The sequence below is a fragment of the Variovorax sp. 01T432 genome (genome assembly GCF_056398605.1).
Window position 1 is genome coordinate 23901 of record NZ_JBFTPS010000006.1, and the last position, 23222, is coordinate 47122.

General features: G+C 68.0%; 23 protein-coding genes. 5 read left to right on the forward strand and 18 right to left on the reverse strand.

Going from position 1 to position 23222, the window contains the following annotated elements:
- Nucleotides 1-20: 20 nt before the first annotated feature.
- Genes AC1DNF_RS06860 through AC1DNF_RS06870 form a run of 3 tightly spaced genes read right to left on the reverse strand, consistent with a single transcriptional unit; the run spans nt 21 to nt 3067 of the window.
- On the reverse strand, nt 21-1532 hold the full coding sequence (locus AC1DNF_RS06860) for a tripartite tricarboxylate transporter permease (protein ID WP_478147817.1): 1512 nt from the start codon (nt 1530-1532) through the stop codon (nt 21-23).
- Nucleotide 1533: 1 nt separating this feature from the next.
- Entirely contained in the window at nt 1534-2061 is a 528-nt protein-coding gene (locus AC1DNF_RS06865) for a tripartite tricarboxylate transporter TctB family protein (RefSeq protein WP_478147818.1), read from the reverse strand.
- 46 nt (nt 2062-2107) lie between these two features.
- Nucleotides 2108-3067, reverse strand: coding sequence for a Bug family tripartite tricarboxylate transporter substrate binding protein (locus AC1DNF_RS06870; protein ID WP_478147819.1), 960 nt, complete (start codon nt 3065-3067; stop codon nt 2108-2110).
- Between the two features lie 101 nt (nt 3068-3168).
- On the opposite strand from AC1DNF_RS06870, the gene AC1DNF_RS06875 reads away from it, so the two are divergent.
- From AC1DNF_RS06875 to AC1DNF_RS06895, 5 genes are all read left to right on the forward strand, one after another.
- A complete protein-coding gene (locus AC1DNF_RS06875; protein ID WP_478147820.1) occupies nt 3169-3849 on the forward strand; it encodes a response regulator in 681 nt (226 codons plus the stop codon).
- Nucleotides 3846-5276, forward strand: coding sequence for a sensor histidine kinase (locus tag AC1DNF_RS06880; RefSeq protein ID WP_478147821.1), 1431 nt, complete (start codon nt 3846-3848; stop codon nt 5274-5276). Before AC1DNF_RS06875 ends, AC1DNF_RS06880 begins: the two co-directional genes overlap by 4 nt.
- Nucleotides 5277-5278: 2 nt before the next feature.
- The gene (locus AC1DNF_RS06885; protein WP_478147822.1) at nt 5279-5704 is read left to right on the forward strand and encodes an RNA-binding S4 domain-containing protein; all 426 of its coding nucleotides are present in this window, start codon (nt 5279-5281) and stop codon (nt 5702-5704) included.
- A 59-nt stretch (nt 5705-5763) separates the two neighbouring features.
- On the forward strand, nt 5764-6570 hold the full coding sequence (locus tag AC1DNF_RS06890; RefSeq protein ID WP_478147823.1) for a PPK2 family polyphosphate kinase: 807 nt from the start codon (nt 5764-5766) through the stop codon (nt 6568-6570).
- Nucleotides 6571-6687: 117 nt separating this feature from the next.
- Nucleotides 6688-6864 carry a hypothetical protein gene (locus AC1DNF_RS06895; RefSeq protein ID WP_478147824.1) on the forward strand — a complete coding sequence of 59 codons (177 nt, stop codon included), beginning with the start codon at nt 6688-6690 and terminating at the stop codon, nt 6862-6864.
- A 13-nt stretch (nt 6865-6877) separates the two neighbouring features.
- On the opposite strand, the gene AC1DNF_RS06900 is transcribed toward AC1DNF_RS06895, so the two are convergent.
- The 15 genes from AC1DNF_RS06900 to AC1DNF_RS06970 form a co-directional block, all read right to left on the reverse strand.
- Nucleotides 6878-7288 carry an acyl-CoA thioesterase gene (locus AC1DNF_RS06900; RefSeq protein WP_478147825.1) on the reverse strand — a complete coding sequence of 137 codons (411 nt, stop codon included), beginning with the start codon at nt 7286-7288 and terminating at the stop codon, nt 6878-6880.
- A gap of 14 nt (nt 7289-7302) precedes the next feature.
- Nucleotides 7303-7818 carry a MarR family winged helix-turn-helix transcriptional regulator gene (locus AC1DNF_RS06905; protein WP_478147826.1) on the reverse strand — a complete coding sequence of 172 codons (516 nt, stop codon included), beginning with the start codon at nt 7816-7818 and terminating at the stop codon, nt 7303-7305.
- Complete coding sequence (locus AC1DNF_RS06910) at nt 7815-8594, reverse strand: SDR family NAD(P)-dependent oxidoreductase (RefSeq protein WP_478147827.1); 780 nt, start codon at nt 8592-8594, stop codon at nt 7815-7817. The genes AC1DNF_RS06905 and AC1DNF_RS06910 overlap by 4 nt, the downstream gene beginning before the upstream one ends.
- On the reverse strand, nt 8595-10964 hold the full coding sequence (locus AC1DNF_RS06915) for a bifunctional salicylyl-CoA 5-hydroxylase/oxidoreductase (RefSeq protein WP_478147828.1): 2370 nt from the start codon (nt 10962-10964) through the stop codon (nt 8595-8597).
- A 140-nt stretch (nt 10965-11104) separates the two neighbouring features.
- On the reverse strand, nt 11105-12694 hold the full coding sequence (locus AC1DNF_RS06920) for an ATP-dependent acyl-CoA ligase (RefSeq protein ID WP_478147829.1): 1590 nt from the start codon (nt 12692-12694) through the stop codon (nt 11105-11107).
- On the reverse strand, nt 12684-13412 hold the full coding sequence (locus AC1DNF_RS06925; RefSeq protein ID WP_478147830.1) for an ABC transporter ATP-binding protein: 729 nt from the start codon (nt 13410-13412) through the stop codon (nt 12684-12686). The genes AC1DNF_RS06920 and AC1DNF_RS06925 overlap by 11 nt, the downstream gene beginning before the upstream one ends.
- Nucleotides 13409-15199, reverse strand: coding sequence for a branched-chain amino acid ABC transporter ATP-binding protein/permease (locus AC1DNF_RS06930; protein ID WP_478147831.1), 1791 nt, complete (start codon nt 15197-15199; stop codon nt 13409-13411). The genes AC1DNF_RS06925 and AC1DNF_RS06930 overlap by 4 nt, the downstream gene beginning before the upstream one ends.
- Entirely contained in the window at nt 15196-16251 is a 1056-nt protein-coding gene (locus tag AC1DNF_RS06935) for a branched-chain amino acid ABC transporter permease (protein WP_478147832.1), read from the reverse strand. The genes AC1DNF_RS06930 and AC1DNF_RS06935 overlap by 4 nt, the downstream gene beginning before the upstream one ends.
- A gap of 35 nt (nt 16252-16286) precedes the next feature.
- Nucleotides 16287-17459, reverse strand: a complete 1173-nt coding sequence (locus tag AC1DNF_RS06940; RefSeq protein WP_478147833.1) for an ABC transporter substrate-binding protein — start codon at nt 17457-17459, stop codon at nt 16287-16289.
- A gap of 45 nt (nt 17460-17504) precedes the next feature.
- A complete protein-coding gene (locus AC1DNF_RS06945) occupies nt 17505-17981 on the reverse strand; it encodes an aromatic-ring-hydroxylating dioxygenase subunit beta (protein WP_478147834.1) in 477 nt (158 codons plus the stop codon).
- A complete protein-coding gene (locus tag AC1DNF_RS06950; protein WP_478147835.1) occupies nt 17978-19303 on the reverse strand; it encodes an aromatic ring-hydroxylating dioxygenase subunit alpha in 1326 nt (441 codons plus the stop codon). The genes AC1DNF_RS06945 and AC1DNF_RS06950 overlap by 4 nt, the downstream gene beginning before the upstream one ends.
- A 25-nt stretch (nt 19304-19328) precedes the next feature.
- Nucleotides 19329-20471 carry an ABC transporter substrate-binding protein gene (locus tag AC1DNF_RS06955; protein WP_478147836.1) on the reverse strand — a complete coding sequence of 381 codons (1143 nt, stop codon included), beginning with the start codon at nt 20469-20471 and terminating at the stop codon, nt 19329-19331.
- 26 nt (nt 20472-20497) lie between these two features.
- Nucleotides 20498-21655 carry an ABC transporter substrate-binding protein gene (locus tag AC1DNF_RS06960; protein WP_478147837.1) on the reverse strand — a complete coding sequence of 386 codons (1158 nt, stop codon included), beginning with the start codon at nt 21653-21655 and terminating at the stop codon, nt 20498-20500.
- A gap of 31 nt (nt 21656-21686) precedes the next feature.
- On the reverse strand, nt 21687-22415 hold the full coding sequence (locus AC1DNF_RS06965) for an SDR family oxidoreductase (RefSeq protein ID WP_478147838.1): 729 nt from the start codon (nt 22413-22415) through the stop codon (nt 21687-21689).
- Nucleotides 22412-23221: a cyclase family protein gene (locus tag AC1DNF_RS06970; RefSeq protein ID WP_478147839.1), complete on the reverse strand. Its 810-nt coding sequence runs from the start codon at nt 23219-23221 to the stop codon at nt 22412-22414. Before AC1DNF_RS06970 ends, AC1DNF_RS06965 begins: the two co-directional genes overlap by 4 nt.
- Nucleotide 23222 lies beyond the last annotated feature (1 nt).

Genomic DNA, 23222 nt, shown 5'->3' on the forward strand with positions numbered 1-23222 from the left:
GTGCGCAGGGGGCGCCCGGCTCAGCGGGCCGTGGCGCGCAGCCTCCTGTCGCTCATGCGCTTGGCCAGCCGCGGCAGAAGCAGCACGCCCAGCACGATGACGATGAGCGCGATCGACATCGGGCGCTGGAAGAACACGGCGGCACTGCCCTCGCCGATCGACATCGCGTTGCGCAACTGCGCCTCCGCGAGAGGTCCGAGGATCATGCCCACGACCACCGGCGCGGTCGGAAAGTCGAAGCGCCGCATCACCACGCCCAGCACGCCGATGGCGTAGAGCAGCACCAGGTCGAAGGCGCTCTGGCGCATGCCATAGGCCCCCACGGTCGCGAAGATCAGAATGCCCGCATAGAGCTGCGGCTTCGGGATCTTGAGCAGCTTGACCCACAGCCCGACCATGGGCAGGTTCAGCACCAGCAGCATCACATTGCCGATGTAGAGCGAGGCGATCAACGCCCACACCAATGCGGCCGAGGTGGTGAAGAGCTGCGGCCCGGGCTGGATGCCGTAGTTCTGGAAGGCGCCGAGCAGGATGGCCGTGGTGTTCGAGGTCGGGATGCCCAGGGTCAGCAGCGGGATCAGCGCAGCGGTCACGGTCGCATTGTTGGCGGCCTCGGGCCCCGCGACGCCTTCGATCGCCCCGACGCTGCCGAACTCCGCCTTGACATCGGCCTTTGCAAGCTTCTTCTCGGTCGCGTAGCTCAGGAAGGTCGGGATCTCGGTGCCGCCGGCCGGAATGCAGCCGAAGGGCGTGCCGATCGCCGTGCCGCGCAGCCAGGCCGGGATCGATCGTTTCCAGTCGCTCGCGCTCATGTGCACGCGGCTGAGCCTGTTCTGCGCCTCCACCACGCGGCCTTCGTACATCACGGCGTACAACACCTCCGCGACGGCGAACAGGCCGACCGCGACCAGCACGATCTCGATGCCGTCGAGCAGCTCCGGAATGCCGCCCGTGTAGCGGCCCTGCCCGGAGATCTGGTCCAGCCCGATGCAGCCCGCCCCCAGCCCGATGAACAGTGCCGTCATGCCGCGCAAGGTGCTCTTGCCGAGCACCGCGCTGACCGTCGTGAAGGCCAGCAGCATCAGCAGGAAATACTCGGGCGGTCCGAGCTTCACGGCAAATTCGGCCACGAAGGGCGCGAACAGCGTGACGATCACGGTGGCGATGGTGCCGGCGACGAAGGAGCCGATGGCGGCCGTGGCGAGCGCCGCGCCCGCGCGCCCGCTCTTGGCCATCTTGTTGCCCTCCATCGCCGTCACCATGCTGGCCGTCTCACCCGGCGTGTTCAGCAGGATGGAGGTGGTCGAGCCGCCGTACATGGCGCCGTAGTAGATACCCGAGAAGAAGATCATCGAGGCCGTGACGTCGACCTTGCCGGTGATCGGCAGCAGCATGGCCACCGCCACGGCCGGGCCGATGCCGGGCAGAACGCCGACGGCGGTGCCGAGCGCGCAACCGACGAGGCACCACAGCAGATTGGCCGGGGTGATCGCGGCCGAGAAGCCGGCCATCAGCGCATTGAAGATGTCCATGTCAGAGCCACCCGGTCGTCGTCAGGCCCGGCAGGTTGATCGCCAGGAACTGCGTGAACATCCAGAACACGGGAGCGGCGATCAGGATGCCGGTCACGGTGTCGACGAGCCAGGTGCGCGGTGCATTGACGCCGCCCTGCCCGCTCGCGCGGCGCAGTCCCTGCACGGCAAGCAAGTAGCACAGCGTGCAACTGAAGATGAAGCCGATGCTGGTGATGAGCGCCGCATTCAACAGCAGCCCGGCCGACACCCAAACGAAGCCTGCCCAGTTGCCGTGCGCCGCGCCCGTGGGCGGCTCCAGTTCGCGGAAGCCGCCCGTGCGCGATTCCCACAGGATCCAGGCGCCGCAGAGGGTCAGGACGATCGCCACCAGCCAGGGCAGGAAGTTGGGGCCGACGCCGCCGTAGCCGGCTTCGGACGAGATGCCGATCGCGCCGAACGCCAGCGCCAGGCCGGTGAGGAGCACGCCCGCGCCGACCAGTGTCTGCGGCCAGGCAGCGGGGAGGGATAGGGGGTCTGTATCGGACATTCTTCCGGGCCTCGCATGTCATCAAGAAAGGGAGCGCGCCGTGCGCTCAGACCATGCCGGACTTGACCATCGTCGCGCGCAGGCTCGCGAACTCGTCGTCGACGAACCTGGCGAAGTCGTCGCCCGCCAGGACGGCCGGCGTCCAGTCGTTCTTCTTCAGGGCTTCGTTCCACGCAGGGGTCTTGAGGGCCGCCAGGATCATGTCGGTCAGTGCCTTGCGCTGCGCGGCGCTGATGCCGGGCGCGCCGTAGACGCCGCGCCAGTTGCCGATCTCGACGTCGATGCCCTGCTCCTTGAGCGTCGGCACGCTGATGCCGGGCAGGCGCGTGGCGGAGGTGACGGCGATGGCCTTCATCTTGCCGGCGTGGATGTACTCGGCGAATTCGCTGTAGCCGCTGCCGCCGATGGTGACGTTGCCGCCCAGGATGGCCGCCGTGGCCTCGCCGCCGCCACGGAAGGCGACATAGTTGATCTTGGCCGGATCCACGCCGACCCGCTGCGCGATCATGGCCGCGGCGATGTGCTCGGTGGAGCCGCGCGAACCGCCGCCCCACTTGACGCTGCCCGGGTCTTTCTTGAGTTGCTCGACCACATCCTTCATGGTCTTGAGCGGCGAATTCGCCGGCAGCACGAAGACGTTGTATTCGCTCGTGATGCGCGCCAGGGGCGTGGCCTGCGAGAGGCTGACCGGCGGCTTGCCGGTGATGATGCCGCCGAGCATCACGGCGCCCATGATCATCATGGCATTCGGATCGCCCTTGGAGCCGTTGACGAATTGCGCCAGGCCGAGCGCGCCGGCCGCGCCGCCCTTGTTGTCGTAGGTCACCGTGTCGGCCAGCTTGCCATCGGTCAGGGCCTTGCCCAGCGCACGGCCCGTGGTGTCCCAGCCGCCGCCGGGGTTGGCCGGAATCATCATCTTGACGTTGGTGGCGGCCCAGGCCGACAGCGGCAGCGATCCCGTCGCCGCGAGCGCGGCCATCGACTTCAGAAAAGTATCTCGACGCATGCATGTCTCCTTGGATTGCAGAATCTGAACGCCTCTATGATGCGCAGCCCCGCTGTCAGTTGGCTGTCCACCAGACTGGGGTAAACACCAAAATCCGGGCCATGAAGCTGCTGCTGATCGAAGACGATCCCTCGATGCAAACAACGCTGCAGCGCACGCTCGGGCGCCGGCAGATCGACGTGCGCCTGTGCGGCGACGGCGCGCAGGCCGTCGACCTGTGGCGCGCGCTCGAACCCGACGTGGTGGCCCTCGATCTCAGCCTGCCCGGCCTCGATGGCCTGCACGTGCTGGCGCGGGGGCGCGCTGCCGGACTGCGCACGCCCGTGCTGCTGCTGACCGCGCGCGGCACGGTCGGCGATCGCGTCGTCGGCCTCAACGCGGGCGCGGACGACTACCTGCCCAAGCCCTTCGACCTCGACGAGCTGGAGGCACGCATCCGCGCATTGCACCGGCGCCACCAGGGCGCGGGCATGGATTCGCCGGCCAACCCGCAGCAGGTGGGCGGCCTGCGCTACGAATCCGACAGTGGTGCCATCTATTACCGCGCCGAGGTGCTCGAACTCACGCCGCGCGAACTTGCGCTGCTGAAGGCGCTGATGGTCAAGCCCGGCCACGTGGTGACCAAGGAGCGCCTCTTCGAACTGGTGTTTCCCGGCGAGATGAACGTCCAGTACGAGGCCGTCGAGGTGGTCGTGTACCGGCTGCGCAAGAAGCTGGTCGGCACGGGTGCGGTGCTGATGACACTGCGCGGGCTGGGCTACCTGTTGCGCGAAGACGCATGAGACCCGTCTCTTCGCTGCGCGCGAGATTGCTGCTGGGCATCCTGGCGCCGGTCGCGCTGTTCGTCGTGATCAACAGCGTGAGCCTCTACCGCCAGAGCCTCGCCGCCGCGACGACCGCCTACGACCGCACCTTGCTCGCCTCCGCGAAGACCATCGGCGAGCAGCTCGACGTCGAGGGCTACGACGAGGCCGCGAGCCTGCGCTCCGTCGTCCCCTACTCGGCGCTCGAAGCCTTCGAGGCCGACAACAAGAGCCGCATGTACTACCGCGTGTCGGCGCTCGACGGCGAGATGGTCTCCGGCTTCGACGAACTCCCCTTCTGGCGCGGCAGGCTGCCGGACCTGCCGCCCTACGCGGCGCTGGTCGACTTCTACGACGCCCGGTTTCGAGGCATGCCCGTGCGCGTGGCCGTGATGCTGCAGCCCGTGGCCAGCTCGAGAGGCCGCGCCATGGCCGTGGTCCAGGTGGCCGAGACGCTGGAACTGCGCGAAACGCTGGCGCGCAGGCTGCTGGTGGCCACGCTCTGGCGCCAGCTGGTGCTGTTGGCCGTGATCGCCGGTGTGACCGTCTTCGTGGTGCATCGCGCGACGCGATCGGTGCGCGAACTCGGCGAGGCGATCCGGGGCCGCGCCGCCGATGACCTCTCGCCCATCGATGCGCCCGAAGCACCGCGCGAACTCCGGCCACTGGTCGACGCCACCACCCAGGTCATGGGCCGCCTGCAGCGTCTGCTGGACCACCAGAAGCGCTTCGTGCGCGACAGCGCCCATCAGCTGCGCACGCCGCTCGCCGTGCTCAAGGCGCAGGTCCAGTCCGCGCGCCGGGGCGACGTGCCGGCCGGGCAGGCGCTGGACGAGATCAGCCAGACGGTGGAGCGCGCGACCGCGCTCGCCAACCAGATGCTTTCGCTGGCCAAGGTGGAGCAATTGAGGCAGCGGCCGGAATCGGTCGCGCTGGACTTCGGCGAGGCGGTGCGCCAGGTCGCGATCGACCTTTCGCCGCTGGTGGCGGACAAGGCGCTCGATTTCGAATTGTCGATCGGGACGGCGCCGGTGACGGTGCTCGCGCATCTCTGGATGCTGCAGGAACTCGCGCGCAACCTGCTGCACAACGCCATCAAGCACAGTCCGCGCGGCGCGACGCTCGCGGTTCAGGTGCGCGCCGAAGGCGACATGGCGGTGCTGGCGGTGCGCGACGAGGGCCCGGGCATCTCCGAGCTCTTGCGCCAGCGCCTCTTCGCGCCCTTCGCGGCCGGGGACGTGACGAGCGGCTCCGGCCTCGGACTCGCGATCTGCCAGGAGATCGTGTTCGCCCTGGGCGGCCGCATCGCGTTGGACACCAGGGAATCCGGCGGACGCGTGGTCGGGATGGATGCCGTGGTGCATCTCCCGCTGGCGCGCGACAATGGCACGCGTCAACCCAACTGAACATGGACCGTCTTCGCATCGACAAATGGCTCTGGGCCGCGCGCTTCTTCAAGACGCGCTCTCTCGCCGCCGAGGAAATCGGCAAGAACCGCATCCAGGTCAACGGAGACGTCGCCAAGGCCTCGCGCGAAGTGAAGGTGGGCGACGCGGTCACCATACGGCTGGGCGCGCTCAATCGCATCGTCCTCGTGCGCGGCATCAGCGGGCAGCGCGGACCGGCGCCGATCGCTCAACAGCTCTACGAGGAGACGCCGGAGAGCCTGGCCGCGCAGGCCGCCGCGCGCGAGCAGCGCCGCATGGGCAGCGAGCCCGCACTCAGCATCGAACAGGGCCGCCCGACCAAGCGCGACCGGCGCGAGCTGGACGGCGCGCGGCATGCCGACTGGGACAGCCGCTGGAGCGCATCGCTGGATCCGGACGACGAATGAGCGCCCGCTGGACTTCGCGTAGGCTGCGCTGTCCAGAATCCGAAAAGAAATTCCAACCCATGGTCAGCTTCAAGAAATACCGCGTCGGCGAGGGCTTCAAGCTCGCGCGCATCGATCCTGGCGATACGCCCTTCCTTGACGGCGCCGAAGGCTCCCAGAGCGCGCAGCTCGATGAACTGGCGATCGAGCTCGACAAGCTGCAGAACCTGCTGCACGCCGAAGGCCGACGAAAGCTGTTGCTGGTGCTCCAGGGCATGGACACGAGCGGCAAGGACGGCACCATCCGCTGGGTGTTCTCGCGCACCTCGCCATTGGGCGTCCGGGTGGCCGCCTTCAAGGTACCGAGCGAGGATGAGCGGGCGCACGACTTCCTGTGGCGCTGCCATGCGGTGGTGCCGCGCAACGGCGAGATCTCGGTGTGGAACCGCAGCCACTACGAAGACGTGCTGGTGCCGGTGGTCGAGGGCTGGATCGACAAGGCCGAGGCGCGCCGGCGCTATGCGCAGATCAACGACTTCGAGCGCCTGCTCGGCGAGACGGGCACGGTCGTCATCAAGTGCATGCTCCACATCAGCAAGGACGAACAGCGCGGGCGCCTGCAGGCGCGCATCGACGAGCCGGACAAGCGCTGGAAATTCGCCATGGGCGACCTGGACGCGCGCAAGAAGTGGGAGGCCTACGTTCAGGCCTACGAGAAGGCGCTGTCGGCCACGTCGACCTCTTACGCGCCCTGGTACGTGGTGCCGGCCGACAACAAGCACCATCGCAACCTCATGATCGCGCGCCTTCTGGTCAAGACGCTGCGGGACATGAAGCTCAAGCTGCCACCCTCGAATCCGGCGCTCGACGGGCTGGTCGTCCAATAGCCGATCGCCGGACCTCGCCGAGCGGCCTGCTCCAAATGGCGTATTGAAGGGGGTGGAGGCCGCAGGCAGACTCGCGGCTCGTCCCGGCTTCGGGCCCTCCAACTCCAGGGGATCAAAATGAGCGCACTCACCTATGCAGAGCTGTTCGTGGGGCTTTTTGCAGCTTTCGGAGCCGCGACCCTGATCATGGCGGCGGTGAGCAGAACGCCCAGGCTGCTTCACGACGAGATCGCCCAGCGCATCCGGCAATCCGTCGAACTCATCGACGGCTGCAAGGACACGCCCGGCCGCTGACCGCGGGATGGTTTCAGCGGCCTTCGATGGCCGCGCGGAGATCGGCCGGAATGTCGATGGCGCGGTGGCTGTCGAGCGAAGTGGTCACCAGGACCTGCCGCATGTTCATGCGCGGCTCCCGCTCGGGCCCCGGCCCGGTGCAGCGCAAGGCCAGCGTGAGGGAGCGTCCGCCGAGCCGCTCCACCTCCAGCGTCAGCAAGACGCGGTCGCCCATCTTGCTCACCGCGCGGAAGTCGGCTTCGAGGCGGACGGTGGGCAGGCCGATGCGGCGGTCGATCACCAGCGCCCGGTAGCCCACGCCCAGCCCTTCCTCGACCCAGTCCTCGACCAGGCCATTGAACATCACGAAGTACTGGGGATAGAAGACGATCCCGGCCGGGTCGCAATCCGAAAAGCGGATCAGCCGCTCGCGCGTGAAGGGCATGACAGGCGCCACGCTCATTGGTCGCCGCGCACCAGGTGCACGCGCAGTTCGCCGAGATGGGAATGCAGCTGCTGGACGGTCTTCGGGTCCAGCCCGGAGAACATCTCCAGGATCCACTGCTCATGCTCCTTGGCCATGATCTCGAAGCTGCGCCGTCCCTTCGGCGTGAGGCTCACGATCCACGAGCGGCGGTCGTCGGGGCTGCTCTTGCGCACGACGGCGCCATCGCGTTCGAGTTCGTCGGTCAGGCCGGTCACATTGCCGCCGGTCACCATCAGGTAGCGCGAGAGTGCGCGCATGCTCAGACCGTCGCGGTAGCGATAGAGCTGCGCCATGTAGTCGAAGCGCGCGAGCGAGATGTCGAAGCGCTCCCGCAGGCGGGTGCGGATTTCCTTCTCGATCTGGGTCGTGCTGGCGAGCATCCGCAGCCACAGCTTGAGGACCGCATGGTCCTCGTTGCCGGCACGGGCCTCGTGGCCCAGTTCGCTCGCATCGCTCAGAACGGCATGCGACGCGTCGTTGTGTCTCATGTCACTTCTCCGCCCGAAACAGAAATGGATTGTCCATTGATCGACGCGGCGGCTTCGCCGCAGAGCCAGCGCACGGCATCGGCCACTTCGGCCGGCTGGATGATGCGCCGCTGCGGATTGCCGGCCGAGAACTCGGCCATGGCGTCCTGCGCGCTGCGCCCGGTTTTCTCGACCACGTTGGCGACGCTGGCGCGAAGAATGTCGGTATCCGTGTAGCCGGGACACACGGCGTTGACCGTCACGCCCTTGCGTGCCACTTCGAGCGCCAGCGAACGTGTCAGCCCGATGACGCCGTGCTTGGCCGCCGTATAGGCGCCGACGTAGGCATAGCCCTTCTGGCCTGCCGTGCTGGCGATGTTGACGATGCGGCCCCAACCGGCCTCCAGCATGTCCGGCAGCGCGGCCTGGGCACAGAGGAAGCTGCCCGTCAGGTTGACGTCCAGCATGCGCCGCCACAGCTCGATCGAGGTCTTGAGGAAGGGCGCGCTCTCGGCCTGCCCCGCGTTGTTGACCAGGATCGCGAGGGGCCCATGCGCCGCCCGGGCCTGGCCGAAGGCGGCTGTCACGGCCTGCGGGTCGGCCACATCGGCCACCACGATCGCATGCCCGCTGCCGGGCAGCTCGTCGGCCAGCCCTTGCAGCGTCTCGCGCTGGCGGCCCAGCAAGGTCAAGCGAGCGCCTCCCGCGGCCAGCGTGCGCGCGATCTCGGCGCCGATGCCGCGCGCGGCACCGGTGATCAGGGCGTGCCTGCCCTGGAAAGCTGTCGGCGCCGTCATTCAGACACCCAGCGCGCGGTTGGCCTGCGCAAGCGCGGAAAGGCCCGCGCTCTGCGCCGCGGCGGCGCGCTCGCGCTCGAGGTTGCGTTCGAGCTGCACCTTGGCCGCACGGTACTGCCTGGGCCATGCCACGTCGGGATAGCCGATGCGGGCCGCCTCGGCCAGGGTCCAGGCCGGGTTGGCCAGATGCGGACGCGCGACGGCGCAGAGGTCGGCGCGGCCGGCCGCGATGATGCTGTTCACGTGGTCGGCCTCGGAGATGGCACCCACCGCGATCGTCGCGATGCCGGCCTCGTTGCGCACGCGGTCGGCAAAGGGTGTCTGGAACATGCGGCCGAACACCGGCTGTTCCTTCTTGCTGACCTGGCCGGACGAGCAGTCGATCATGTCGGCGCCGGCGGCCTTGAAGGCGCGCGCGATCTGCACCGCGTCGTCGGGCGTGATGCCGCCTTCGACCCAGTCGTGCGCGGAGATGCGCACCGACATCGGCAGACGCTCAGGCCACACCGCGCGCAAGGCATGGAACACCTCCAGCGGATAGCGCAGGCGGTTTTCGAGCGAACCGCCGTATTCGTCGGTGCGCAGGTTGGTGAGCGGCGAAATGAAGGACGACAGCAGGTAGCCGTGCGCGCAGTGCAGTTCCAGCCAGTCGAAGCCCGCCTCCACGGCCCAGCGCGTGGAGCGCACGAAATCGTCGCGCACGCGGTCCATGTCGGCGCGCGTCATCGCATGCGACCAGTCGCTGACGCCGTCGAGGTATTGCTGCGGCGAAGCGGAGATCAGCGGCCAGTTCTTCTCGGTGCCGTCTTCGGTCAGCGGCAGGTCGATGCCGTCCCAGGCCCGGCGCGTCGATCCCTTGGCGCCGGCATGGCCGAGCTGCAATGCGATCTTGGCGTCGGAATTGGCATGCACGAAATCGACGATGCGCTTCCAGCCGTCGCGTTGCTCGGTGTTCCACAGGCCGGGGCAGCCGGGGGTGATGCGGGCATCGGGCGAGGTGCAGGTCATCTCGGCGACGACCATGGCCGCGCCGCCCATGGCGCGCGCTCCCAGGTGCACCAGGTGATAGTCGGCCGGCAGGCCGTCGACGCAGGAGTACTGCGCCATCGGCGAGACCACGACCCGGTTCTTCAGCGTCACGCCACGCACGGTGAAGGGCGTGAACATGGGCGGAATCGGCAACTGCGCGGCAATGCGGCGCACGCCCGAGCGCTCGGCCATCCAGTCCTCGTAGGACTCGACATAGGCCTTGTCGCGCAGGCGCAGGTTCTCATGGCTGATGCGCTGGCTGCGGGTGAGCAGCGAATAGGCGAACTGCTCGGGCGGCAGGTTGACGTAGCGCTCGACGTTCTCGAACCATTCGGTGGAGTTGCGCGCGGCGTTCTGGATGCGCAGCACCTCGATGCTGCGCACCGCCTCGTAGTCCTGCAGCGCGCCGGCGAGGTCGCCGGGCTTGTTCTGGATGCAGCGCGCGAGTTCGATCGAATCCTCGAGCGCGAGCTTGGTGCCCGAGCCGATCGAGAAGTGCGCGGTGTGCGCCGCGTCGCCCATCAGCACGACCGGCGCACGGCCGTTGTGATGCACCCAGCTCTGGCACACCACGCGCGGGAAGCGGATCCACTGGGCCGAGCCGCGCAGATGGCTTGCATTGGAGATCAGCGCATTGCCGTCGAGGTACTTGGCGAACAGCTTCTCGCAGAAGGCGATCGCGTCTTCCTTCTCCATGGTGTCCAGGCCGGCCTTCTTCCAGACGTGCTCCGGCGTCTCGACGATGAAGGTGGAGGTCTCGTCGTCGAAGCGGTAGGCGTGGGCCTGGAACCAGCCGGCCTCGGTCTGCTCGAAGGCGAAGGTGAAGGCCTCGAACAGCTTGTGCGTGCCGAGCCAGACGAAGCGGCACAGCCGCATGTCGATGTCGGGCTTGTAGGTGTCGGCGTACTTGGTGCGGATGCGGCTGTTCAGGCCATCGCTGGCGATGATGAGGTCGGCGTCGGCGTATTCGGTGTCGTCCTGCACGTCGGTCTCGAACACGAGTTCGACGCCGACTTCCTCGCAGCGCCGCTGTAGGATGTTGAGCAGCCGCTTGCGCCCGATGCCGCAGAAGCCGTGGCCCCCGGAGCGCATCTTGTGGCCGCGGATGTTCACCTCGATGTCATCCCAGTGATTGAAGGCATCCAGGATCTGCGCGGCCGAGGTCGGGTCGGCCAACTGGAGATTGCCCAGGGTCTGGTCGGAGAACACCACGCCCCAGCCGAAGGTGTCGTAGGGCCGGTTTCGCTCGACGACGCGGATCTGGTGAGAAGGATCCTGCAGCTTCATCAACAGCGCGAAATACAGGCCGGACGGGCCACCACCGATGCAGACGATTTTCATGAGTGCTCCATATGACTCGAAGACGAAACAAGATCATCCATAAATGATTCAGTCCTAAAGCATTCTAGTCCCAACTCCAACGGGCGAGCAAGCTCGCGCAGTCGAAAGGGAGATTGCGGCGCCCGGGCGCGAGCCGCTTTTCAGCGCTTCGCCGGCGCGCGATCCCAGGTCGTCGGCGTGATGCCGCGCTCGCGCAGCTTGAACTTCTGCACCTTGCCGTTCTCGGTACGGGGAAGGTCGTCGACGATGTCGACGTAGCGCGGAATCGCGAAGTACGGCAGGCGGGCCTCGCAATACCGCGCGAGCGCCACCAGGTCGATCCGGCTGCCGGGCTGGGCGATGATCGAGGCCATCACCTCGTCCTCGGCGAGCTCCGAGCGCACCGGATACACCGCCACCGTCGCGACCAGCGGGTGGCTGAGCAGCACCTGCTCGACCTCGTAAGAGGAGATGTTCTCGCCGCGCCGGCGGATCGCATCCTTCATGCGGTCGATGAAGCGAAATGCGCCGTCGGCTTCGCGCAGCACGCGGTCGCCCGTGTGGAACCAGAGATTGCGCCAGGCCTCGACCGTCTTGTCGGGCATGTTGAAGTAGCCGGCGGCGAAGGCGAAAGGCTCGTCGGCCCGCAGCAGCAGCTCGCCCGCCTGGCCGTCGGGCAAGGCGGTGTCCGCCGCGTCCGCCACACGCGCTTCGAAGCCCGGCTGCAGCCAGCCCATCACGCCCGAGCGCGGCGAATCGGGGCGCGTGGCGATGGCGAAGTTCGTCTCCGTCGAGCCGTAGCCTTCGAGGAGCATCACACCGGTACGTTGCCTGAAGGCCTCCCCGGCGGAGGCCGGCACGCCCGGGCCAAGGCCGATGCGCACGCGATGCGCGCGCTCGCCCGGACCCTCGGGCTGAGCCAGGAGAATGGGCACCATGGCGCCCAGCAGATACACGACGGTGGCTTCGCAGGCCTGCATCGCGCCCCAGAAGCCCGAGGCCGAGAAGCGCGGCGCATAGACCACCTTGCAGCCCGCCAGCGCGGCCTGCGCGAAGGTGTTCAGCGCGTTGATGTGAAAGAGCGGCAGCGTGGTGCACAGCACGTCGTCCGCGCCCACGCCCAGGACGCGGCCGGTGTTGGCGCCCCACCAGTAGTACTGCGCATGGGGGCAGAGCACGCCCTTGGCCGGGCCCGTCGTGCCCGATGTGTAGAGGATGGCCAGCGTCTCGCCCGGTTGCACGTCCGCCGGTGGCGCGGCTTCCGCGGACTCGGGCGTGCGCTCGACGGGCACTTCGCCGCAGGCGGCCGGCGCCTCGCCGTCGCCCACCACCCAGATGTTCTCCAGCGCGGTCTGCGACAGGTCGGCCGTCTGCAGGCGGTCGACGAGCTTGTCCTCGATCACCAGCAAGCGCGCGCCGCTGTTGGCCAGGAAGTACTGGATCTGCGGCCCCATCGATGCGGTGTTGATCGGCACCGACGCCGCCCCGATCCAGCCGCAGGCCAGGAAGGCTTCGAGCACTTCCACCCGGTTGCCGCACATCACCGCGACCCGGTCGCCGCGCTTCACGCCCGCGCGTTGAAGCGCGGCCGCGCGGCGCGCGACGAAGCCGGCGGCTTGCGCGTGCGTCCATTCGACACCGGCGATCGACAGCAGCGCCCGGTCGCCGAAGGCCGCCGCCTGCCGTTGCAGCATGGCGGGCACCGTGCGGCTTGCGGGGGGCAGCACGTCGAATGCGTTCTCAGTCGTCATGCGTTCCGCCCCCGAGGTAGGTCGCCTGCACACGCGGATCGCTGGCAAGGTCCCCCGAGGCGCCGGAGAGCGCGATTTCGCCCGTCTCCAGCACATAGCCCTCGTCCGAGCTTTCGAGCGCGGCGCGCGCGTTCTGCTCCACCAGCAGGATCGAGACGCCGTCGTCCCGCAGGCCGCGCACGATGGTCAGGATGTCGCGCACGATCAAGGGCGCCAGGCCCAGGCTCGGCTCGTCGAGCATCAGGAGCCGCGGCGCGGACATCAGCGCGCGGCCGACCGCCAGCATCTGCCGTTCGCCGCCGGACAGCGTATTGGCCCGCTGCGCCTTGCGCTCGGCCAGGCGAGGGAAGCGGTCGTACACCGACTGCAGGCGTTTCTTCAGCGCATCGCTGCGCAGGCGCTTGGTGTACGCACCGAGCTGGAGGTTGTCCAGCACCGTCAAGTCCCCGAAAAGCTCCCGCTTCTCCGGCACCAGGCACAGCCCGCGTTCGACGCGCGATTCGACATCGAGCCCATGCAGGTCCTCGCCCTCGAAGCGCAGCAAGCCCTTCGAGGGAAGCAGGCCCATGGCCGCGGCGAGCAGCGTGGTCTTGCCGGCGCCGTTCGGTCCGATGACCGAGATGATCTGGCCCTTCTCGAGCGACAGCGAAACGCCGCGGACCGCATCCACCTGCCCGTAGGACACATGCAAGTCACCGATTTCCAGCATCGCGCTCATACCACGCTCCCCAGGTAGGCGGCCTGCACGCGCGCATCCGCGCGCACCGCGGCGGGCACGCCCTCTACAAGCTTGGAGCCAAAGTTCATCACCACCAGCCGATCGACGAGTTTCATCACGAAGTCCATGTCGTGTTCGACGATCAGGATCGTCACGCCCTCTTCCCGCAGCTTGCGCAGCAGGTCGCCGAGCGCCATCTTTTCCTTGCGCCGCAGGCCGGCGGCCGGCTCGTCGAGCACGAGCAGCACCGGGTCGGCGGCCAGGGCGCGCGCGATTTCCAGAATGCGCTGCGTGCCCAACGGCAGGCTGCCCGCCAGCTCGTGCGCGCGATCGCCCAGGCCGATGCGGTCGAGTTGGCGCTTCGCCTCCTGCAGGATCTGGCGCTCCTCACCCCGGTCCAGGCGCAGCCCGGCTTTCAAGACGCCGGCGCCGGTGCGCGAGTGCGCGCCCAGGGCCACGTTGTCCAGCAGGCTCATGTGCGGTCGCAACTTGACGTGCTGGAAGGTCCGCGCCAGGCCCAGCCGCGCGACCTCGCGCTGCGGCATGCCGGCGATGTCGCGATCCAGGAAGCGCACCTGACCCGCGGTCATCGGGAGGGTGCAGGTCAGCAGGTTGAACATGGTCGACTTGCCCGCGCCGTTGGGGCCGATGAGACCGATGATCTCGCCCGCGTCGACGTCGAAACTCACCTCGTTCACCGCCACCAGGCCGCCGAAGCGCTTGACGGCGCCGTTCACCGACAGGATGCGCGTGCCGCGCTCCGGCAGCTTGCGATGCGGCAAGGGCGCCACGGGCACCGCGAGTTCGGCATCGGCAGGGCCTTGCCGCTGGAAGCGCCCTCGCGTAAGCCGCCGCACGAAGCCCATCAGCCCGCCACGCGCGAAGTGCACCAGCAGGATGAACAGCGTCGCGAAGGCAATCGCCTCGAGCTGCCCCGCCCGCTGCGTCAGCATGGGCAGCACGTCCTGCAGGCCATTCTTCAGGATCAGGACCAGCGCCGACCCGACGAGCGCCCCCGCCAACTGGCCGAGGCCGCCGGCCACCGCCATGAGCAGGTACTCGATGCTCGCGCGCACATCGAAGGGCGCCGGGCTCACGAAGCGGTTCATGTGGGCATAGAGCCAGCCCGCCAGCCCCGCCAGCAGCGCGGCCGTGACGAACAGCGACAGCCGCACCCGGTACGCATCCGCGCCCACGCTGGCCAGCAGCGTGGCACCGCCGCGCAGGCTGCGGATGGCGCGGCCCGGCCGGGATTCGAGCAGGTTGTAGCTGAACAGCAGCGCGAACGCCACGATCACCCAGATCAGGTAGTAGATCGCGCGCGGCTCCGCCAGCGACCAGCCCGCGATCTGCAACGCCGGGATGTTCGACAGCCCCGTGTGGCGGCCGAGCGCATCGACGTTGCCGAACAGCATCGCGATCGACAGCCCCCACGCGATGGTGGACAGCGGCAGAAAGTGCCCGCCCAGGCGCAGCGTGAGCATGCCGATGGCGAGCGCCGACAGGCCCGTCAGCAGCAGCGCGAACAGCAATCCGAGCCACGGCGACAGGCCATGCGCCGTGGTCAGCCATGCCGTCGAATAGGCCGCGATGCCGACAAAGGCCGCCTGTCCGAAGGAGGTCGCGCCGCCGACACCCGTCAGCAGCACAAGGCCCAGCGCAACCAGGGCGCCGATGCCGATGTCGTTCATCAGCGAGACCGTGAAGTTGCCGACGAGCAGCGGCGCAAGCGCGAACGCGACGACGACGACGGCTGCAAGCAGCCGGAAGTTGGTGCGGCGGCTCATTGGTCCACCTCCTCTTCGTCCTCTTCGGTGCTGGTGCTGAGGTAGGACCTCAGCATCAGCACCGGGATCAGCAGGCTGAAGACGATCACGTCCTTCAGCGCGCCGCTCCAGAAGGAGGCGAAGCTTTCCACCAGGCCGACCGCGAGCGCGCCGATGGCGGTCATCGGATAGCTCACGAGCCCGCCGATGATGGCGGCCACGAAGGCCTTCAGGCCGATGATGAATCCCGAGTCGTAGTACATCGTCGTCACAGGCGCGATCAACACGCCGATCAGGCCCGCCAGCAGCGACGCGCAGCCGTAAGCCAGCATGGCGGTGCGTGCCGGGCGGATGCCCACCAGCCGCGCGCCGACGCGGTTCACGGCCGTGGCCCGCAAGGCCTTGCCCGCCACCGTTCGTTCGAAGACGAGAAAGAACAATCCGCTCAGCACGATGGCCGAGGCCACCATCAGGATCACCTGCCCGCTGACGGTGAAACCTTCACCCAGCGTGACGAACCCGCTCGCCAGCGGTTTCGTGCGCGAGCCTTCCGGCCCGAAGAACAGCAGACCGAGCCCCGACAGCAGGAAGTGCAGTGCCAGCGAGACGATCAGCAGCACCAGCACGGAGGCGTCGGCGATCGGCTGGAACACGACGCGCGCGAGCAGCGGCGAGATCGGCACGACCAGCAGCACCGTGACCGCGATCTGCACCACGGCAGGCGCGCCGGCCCGCGCCGCCAGCCATGCCAGCAGACACGGCACCGCGGGCGCCAGGCCCCACACCGCGAAGGCCTTCGGAATTCGCGCGAACTCGCGCCTCCGCACCAGGCCGCCGATCTCGGTCAGCACGGCGAGCGCGGCCAATGTCAGGACCAGCCCGATCGTCGGCGGCACGCGACCGGTTTCGAAGGCCGCCAGCGTCAGCGCCGAGAACGCGGCCACGTCGCCGAAGGGCACGAAGACCACCCGCGTGACCGAAAAGATGAGCACCAGTCCCAGCCCGGCGAGCAAGTAAACAGCTCCATTGGCCAGGCCATCGATGCCCAGGATGAGAGCCACGTCCCATGTCATTGAGTATTCCTCCCCAGATCGTCTTCAATGAACATTCAGGGTGCGAGCTTCCATTGGCCGTTGTCCAGCTTCACGATGACGCGCGCGCGCTCGTCGACGCCGTAGAGGTCGCCGGGCTTGAAGGTGTAGACGCCATGCGTGCCCACCACTTCCTTGGTGCTGAAGATGGCGTCGCGCAGCGCGACGCGGAACTCCGGCGTCCCCGGCTCGGCCTTGCTCATGGCACGTCCCGCCGCATCCGCGAAGACCAGCCAGCCGTCGAAGGAATAGGCGGAGAACGCGTCGGTGCTCGGTGCGTTGTTGACGCGCTGGTAGACCGCGCGGAAGTCCAGCCCGATCTTCTTGGTCGGGTTGTCGTTCGGCAGCTGTTCGGCCACGATCACCGGGCCGGTGGGCATCAGCGCGCCCTGCCCCGATGCGCCGACGACACGCACGAAGTCGGGGTTGATGAGCCCGTGCTGGCCGTAGATTCCGCCCTTGAAGCCGCGCTCGGTTAGCGCAAGGAAGGGCAGCGCGCCGGGCGTGCCGGCACCGCCCGTCATCACCGCGTCGGGCTTCATCGCCACGATCTTCAGGATCTGGCCGGTCACCGAAGCGTCGGCGCGCGCATAGCGTTCGTTGCTGATCACCTTGATGCCGGCGGCGGGCGTGGCCTTCATCATGGCGTTGTAGACGAGGTCGCCCCAGGCGTCGGAGAAGCCGATGTAGCCCACGGTCTTCACGCCGTTGCGCTTCATGCGCTCCACAACTGCGTCGACCATGAGCTGCGTGGGCTGGGCCACCGTCATGACCCAGGGGTTCTCGGCCGGATCGAGCGCGATGGGCGTCAACCCGATCAGCGGCGTCTTGGTCTCGCGGCCGACCTGCGCCATCGCGATCGCGGAAGGCACGCCGGAGGTGCCCATCAGGACGTCGACCTTGTCCTCCTCGACCAGCTTGCGCGCGTTGCGGCCCGCCGTCGTCGGGTCCGATCCGTCGTCCAGGACGATGAGCTGGATCTTTCGGCCGTTGACCTCCGGCTTGTAGGCCAGCGCGGCCTGCATGCCCTTGGCATAGGGCACGCCGAGGGACGAGTTCGGGCCGGAGAGCGAGACGCTCAGGCCGACCTTGAGGTCGGCCGCAAGCGCGCCGGAAACGAAGCCGGTCATCGCGACCATGGCGGCTGCTGTGACCGCACAGCGGGTCAAGGTCTGCATCAAGCTCTTCATGTCTTTGCTCCAGGGAGGGGTGAGTACGTGGACGGGGAAAGGGGTCTAGATGAAAAGCTGCACGGCCGGCAACGCGCGTTCGGCGTTGAGCAGGTCGATGCGCTTCTGGCGGATTCGAAGGCCGTCGGCGGTCAGCATGAGTTCGTGCCGGTAGCGCCCGGCCAGCGTCAGTTGCTCGTCGCCGCGCGCCTCGACATAGATGAAGGGTGTGCGCAGGACGGCCGTGCCCGCCGCCTCGTCGATGCGCTCGACGACGGAAAGCTGAAGCACATGCTGGCAGTGGCTCGGCGGATGCTGCGAATGCGCGCGAGGGTTCTTCAGCCGCTCGATGCGCAGCTGCAGCAGCAGGCGATCCTCATAGGCCAGGGAGTTGTGCGACAACGGATCGGCCTGGCGCGCCCCCAGCAGCGGCACCCAGTAGCGGCCCTCCTCGGCAAACAGCGCGAGCCATTCGTCGAAGCGGCCGTCGTCGAGGAGCGCGGCTTCGGCCGCCACGAAATCGCACAGCGAGTCGGCGTTCATGCGCGGCCCTCCATGCCCAGCGTCATGAACTCGGCCCAGGCGCGGAACTGGTTGCGCATGAGCAGTTCGTTGGTGCCGTTCGTCGTCCGGGTGGATTCGTCGAACTCGCCCGGCTTGAAGTCGCGGTGCAGGCTCACCCACTCGTTGCCCTCGGCGCGCAGGCCATGCTGCATGCTCTCGAAGAGATGAACGTCGTCGTGCGCGACCACCGACATCGGCGAGAACACGAGCCGGTTGTAGCTCATCGCGCGCTCGAACAGGAGCTCGGGCGCGCCCGCCGCGCGGAAGGCCCAGGCCTCGACCAGCGTGCGGTTCGCGGCCAGCGGCCGGATCACGCGGATGGCCTGCGGCGAGCCCTTGACCGAGAGGCTGGGGAAGAGCACCGAGTTCTGCGGCGAGCGCTGCAGGATGTCGGCCGCGCGCTGCGCACCATGCGCCTCGCGCATTGCCTGCTCGTAGTCCGGCAGTTGCGCATAGTTCGAATGAATGCTGAAGTTGACGCCCAGGATGCTGTGGCCGTTGGCGAACACGCGTCCGCCCATCTTGTCGAAGAAGTCGTAGCCGGAGCCGAAGGGCAGGATCTGCTCCATCGCCATCGGCTTGGGCTCTGCGGGCCCATGGCCCTGCCACAGCGCGTTGGCGGCCTGCGTGGCCGACTCATGCGTCGACATGGGATGCACCGTGTCGTTGATGTTCTCTAGATACATCTTCCAGTTGCAGTGGATGATGTTGCGCATCGCGCCACCGGCCAGCGTCAGCCGGCCTTCGGGCGAACGATCGACCATGTTGTCGATGGCGCGCAGCACGTCGCCGAAATAGGCATCGAAGTCCGGGCCCGCGTCGCCCAGGCGCACGAACACGAATTCGCGGTAGACCACGACGTGCTTCAGCGCGACCAGCCCCTGGCCCGACTCGCACTCCTTCAGGCGTGTTCCCTCGTAGCCGCTCTTGAGCGGAATCGCGAGCGGCGAGCCGTCGAGCTTGTAGGTCCACGCGTGGTACGGGCAGCGGAAGAACTTGCCCGCGTTGCCGCATGCATCGCTCACCAGCTGCGTGCCCTTGTGGGCGCAGCGGTTGTAGAACACCTTCACGCCCGCATCGGGTTGCCGCACCATCATGAGCGGCCGGCCGGCGATGTCCTGCGTCAGGTAGTCGCCCGCATGCGGCACCTGGCTGGTGTGGCCCAGGTAGTTCCATGTGTTGGCGAAGAAATGCGCCTGTTCCAGCGCGAAGAGCTCCTCGCTCAGGTACAGGTCGCGGTGCACGCGGTCCTCCTGGACCAGCGCGCGGATGGCTTCGGGCCGGTCGCGGTAGGTGTTCATGTGCTGAAGCTCGTCTTGAATACGCTCAGGGCACCAGCTTCCACTGGCCCTTTTCCATCTTCACGATGACCACGGCGCGCTGGTCCGAGCCATAGCGGTTGTCGGGCTTGAAGTTGTAGACGCCGTGCGTGCCCACCAGCTCCTTGGTGCTGACGATCGCGTCGCGCAGCGCGGCGCGGTACTGCGGCGTGCCGGGCTCGCCCTTGGTGCGGGAAGCGGCGTCGGCGAGCAGGAGGTAGGAGTCGTAGGTGTAGGACGAGAAGGCGTCCGTCGGCACGACGCCGTGCGCCTTCTGGTACGCGGCACGGAAGGCCATCGAGACCTTCTTGATCGGGTTGCTGTCGGGCAGCTGGTCGGCCACCAGCACCGGGCCGCTCGGCACCTGCAGGCCTTCGATCGATGCGCCGCCCACGCGCACGAAGTCGGCGTTGATGAGCCCGTGCGTTCCGTAGATCTGGTCCTTGTAGCCGCGTTCGGCGAGCGCCAGGTAGGGCAGCGCGCCGGGCGTGCCGGAGTTGCCGGCGAACACCGCGTCCGGACGCAGCGCGACGATCTTCAGGATCTGCCCGGCCACCGACGAATCGCTGCGCGCATAACGCTCGTTCGCCACCACCTTGATGCCGGCGGCTTCGACGCTCTGCATCAACGAGTCGTAGGCGAGGTCGCCCAACGCATCCGAGAAGCCGATGAAGGCCACTGTCTTCACGCCGGACTTCTTCATGCGGTCGACCACGGCCGCGACCATCAGCGGGAAGGGCTGCGACACGGTCACGGTCCAGGCACCTTCGGCACCGGGGATGGTGACCGGCGTCGGCGAAATGAGGGGCGTGTTGAGCTCGCGCGCCACGGCCGCGATGGCCATCGCCCCCGGCACGCCGGAGGTGCCGATGAGCACATCGACCTTGTCGTCGACCACCAGCTTGCGCGCATTGCGACCGGCGGTCGTCGGGTCGGAGGCGTCGTCCAGCACGATCAGCTCGACCTTGCGGCCCCCGATCGTCGGATGTTCGGCGATCGCCGCGCGGATGCCCTTCTCATAGGGAATGCCGAGCGCCGCGACCGGGCCCGAGAGCGAACTGATGAAGCCGATCTTGAGGTCGGCCGCCCAGGCCTGGGCGACGCCCAGTGCGAGAGCCGTGGTGCTGACGATGCGTGCGAGTTTTTTCATTTCAGGGCATTCGAGGGTTCGGGGTTTCAGGGGACAAGTTTCCATTGGCCCTTTTCGAGCTTGACGATGACGCGCGAGCGTTCGTCGGAGCCGTAGCGGTCATCGGGCTTGAAGTTGTAGACGCCGTGCGTGCCGACCAGCTCCTTGGTGCTCACGATGGCGTCGCGCAGCGCCACGCGGTATTGCGGCGTGCCGGGCTCGCCCTTCGTGCGCGAAGCCGCGTCGAGGAAGAGCAGCCACGCGTCGAAGGAGTAGGCCGAGAACGCATCGGTCGGCACCGCGCCGTTGGCCTTCTGGTACGCCGCGCGGAAGTCCATGGACACCTTGCGGATCGGGTTCGAGTCAGGCAGCTGCTCGGCCACGATGACGGGGCCGGTGGGCGCCAGAAGGCCCTCGACCGAGACACCGCCCACGCGCACGAAGTCCGGGTTGATCAGGGCATGCGTGCCGTAGATCTGCCCCTTGTAGCCGCGCTCGGCCAGCGCGAGGTAGGGCAGCGCGCCCGGCGTGCCCGAGGTGCCGGTGATCACGGCATCCGGCTTGAGGGCGACGATCTTCAGCACCTGGCCGGTGACCGACGAGTCGGCGCGGGCATAGCGCTCGTTGCTGACGACCTTGATGCCGGCCGGCTCGGCGCTCTTCATCAGCGCGTCGTAGACCAGGTCGCCCCAGGCGTCGGAGAAGCCGATGTAGCCGACCGTCTTCACGCCCGATTTCTTCATGCGCTCGACCACCGCGCTCACCATCAGCGGCGCGGGTTGGGGCAGCGTGACCATCCATGCGCCCTCCTCGCCCGGCAGATTGGCGTTGGCGATGGAGATCAGCGGCGTCTTGGTTTCGCGCGCCACAGCGGCGATGGCGAGCGCGCCCGGCGAGCCGGCCGTGCCGATGATGACGTCGACCTTGTCCTCGTCGATGAGCTTGCGCGCGTTGCGCGCGGCCGTCGACGGGTCCGACGCATCGTCGAGCTGCACCACCTGGATCTTTCGACCGCCGAGCTCGGACTTGTAGGCGACCGCCGCCTTCATGCCCTTGTCGTAGGGGATGCCCAGCGACGACACCGGGCCCGAAAGCGAGGTGATGAAGCCGACCTTGAGATCGGCGGCCAACGCGCTTGCGGCGGCGAGCGCGCCGAAGGCCAGTGCGACGCCGGTGCGCGCGCGGATTCGGGTCAAGACTTTCATGGCGATCTTCCTGTGGGGTTGAATGAAAAGGTCAAAGGGCCAGGCTGCCCACGCTGGTGCCACCGCAGACATAGAGGACCTGTCCGGTGACGAAGCCGTTGGCGGCGTCCGCGAAGAAGCTCACGGCGCGGGCGACATCGGCCGATTCGCCCAGCCGCCTGACGGGGACCGAGGCGGCGAGCGCGCGCTCCCGTTCGCTGCCCTGCTCGACCACGTCGTAGAACATGTCCGTGCGGATCGGCCCGGGCGCGACCACGTTGACAGTGATGCCCTCGGGCGCCAGTTCGAGCGCCCAGGTGCGCGCCATGCCCAGCATGCCGGCCTTGGTGGCGGAGTAGCTGGTGCGCGTCGCGAGCCCGAGCGCGGCGCGCGATGAGAGCAGCACCACGCGGCCGAATTGCCGCGCGCGCATCGCGGGCAGCGCGGCTTGCACGAGTTGAATGGCGCAGCCCAGGTGCAGGTCGACCAGCCCATCGAGATCGTCGAGCTTCACGTCCGCCAGCAGCGCCGGACGGATGACGCCGGCGTTGTGCACGATCGTCGTCAGCTCGAAGCGGCGCGCCAGATCCTGCGTCGCTTCGGCCGTGGCGGCGCGGTCCATCAGGTCGACTTCGATGCTGTGCATCTTCGGATGCCCGATGTCGCTCTTGCGGCGCGCCAGCGAGACCACTTCATAGCCCTTGCCGAGCAGGTCCTGGCAGATGGCCTTGCCGATGCCGGCGCTGCCGCCGGTCACCGCGGCAACCATCCCCGCGCTCATGCCCGGCTCTCCACGAGCGCGAGAACGCGCAGCGGGCTGCCGCTGCCCTTCTGGATCTTGAGCGGCGGGCAGATCAGGACCGAACCCGTCGGCGGCAACAGGTCGAGATTGCTCAGGCATTGCAGGCCGTAACGCCCGGCACCGTGCATGTAGTAGTGGCACGGATAAGGCGGGCGCAGGTGATAGCCCTGGCCCGCATCGGTGCCGATGGCTTCCGAGCCGAAGCCCAGCACGTCGCGCTGCTCGACCAGGAACTGCACGGCTTCCGAACTCGGCCCCGGTGTGTGCTGGCCCGTCTCGTCGAAGTTCTGGTAGGCCTCCGGGTCGAGGCGCTGCGACCAGTCGGTGCGCATCAGCACCCATGCGCCCTTCGGAATGCGGCCATGCGCCGCCTCGAAGGCCTCGATGTCGGCGACCGTCATCAGGTAGTCGGGGTTGGCCTTCACCTGCGGGGAGCAGTCGATCACGCAGGCCGGCGCCACGAAGTGCTGGACGGGGATGGTGTCGACCGAATTGTTGGGCAGGTCGCGGCCCGAGATCCAGTGGATGGGCGCATCGAAGTGCGTGCCGGTGTGCTCGCCGCAGGAGAAGTTGTTCCAGTACCAGCCCGGGCCGCGCTCGTCGTACCTGGAGACCTCCTCGATGCGGAAGGGCCAGCACTGGCCCATCTCGGGCGGCAGCGCGATCTGCGGGAATTCCGGCGTCAGCGTCTGCGTCAGGTCGATGACGCGGATGCGGCTGCTCGCCAGTGCGGTCACGAGGCTGCCGAGGATTTCGGCGACGGGTGTGAGGTTGGAGGTCGTCATG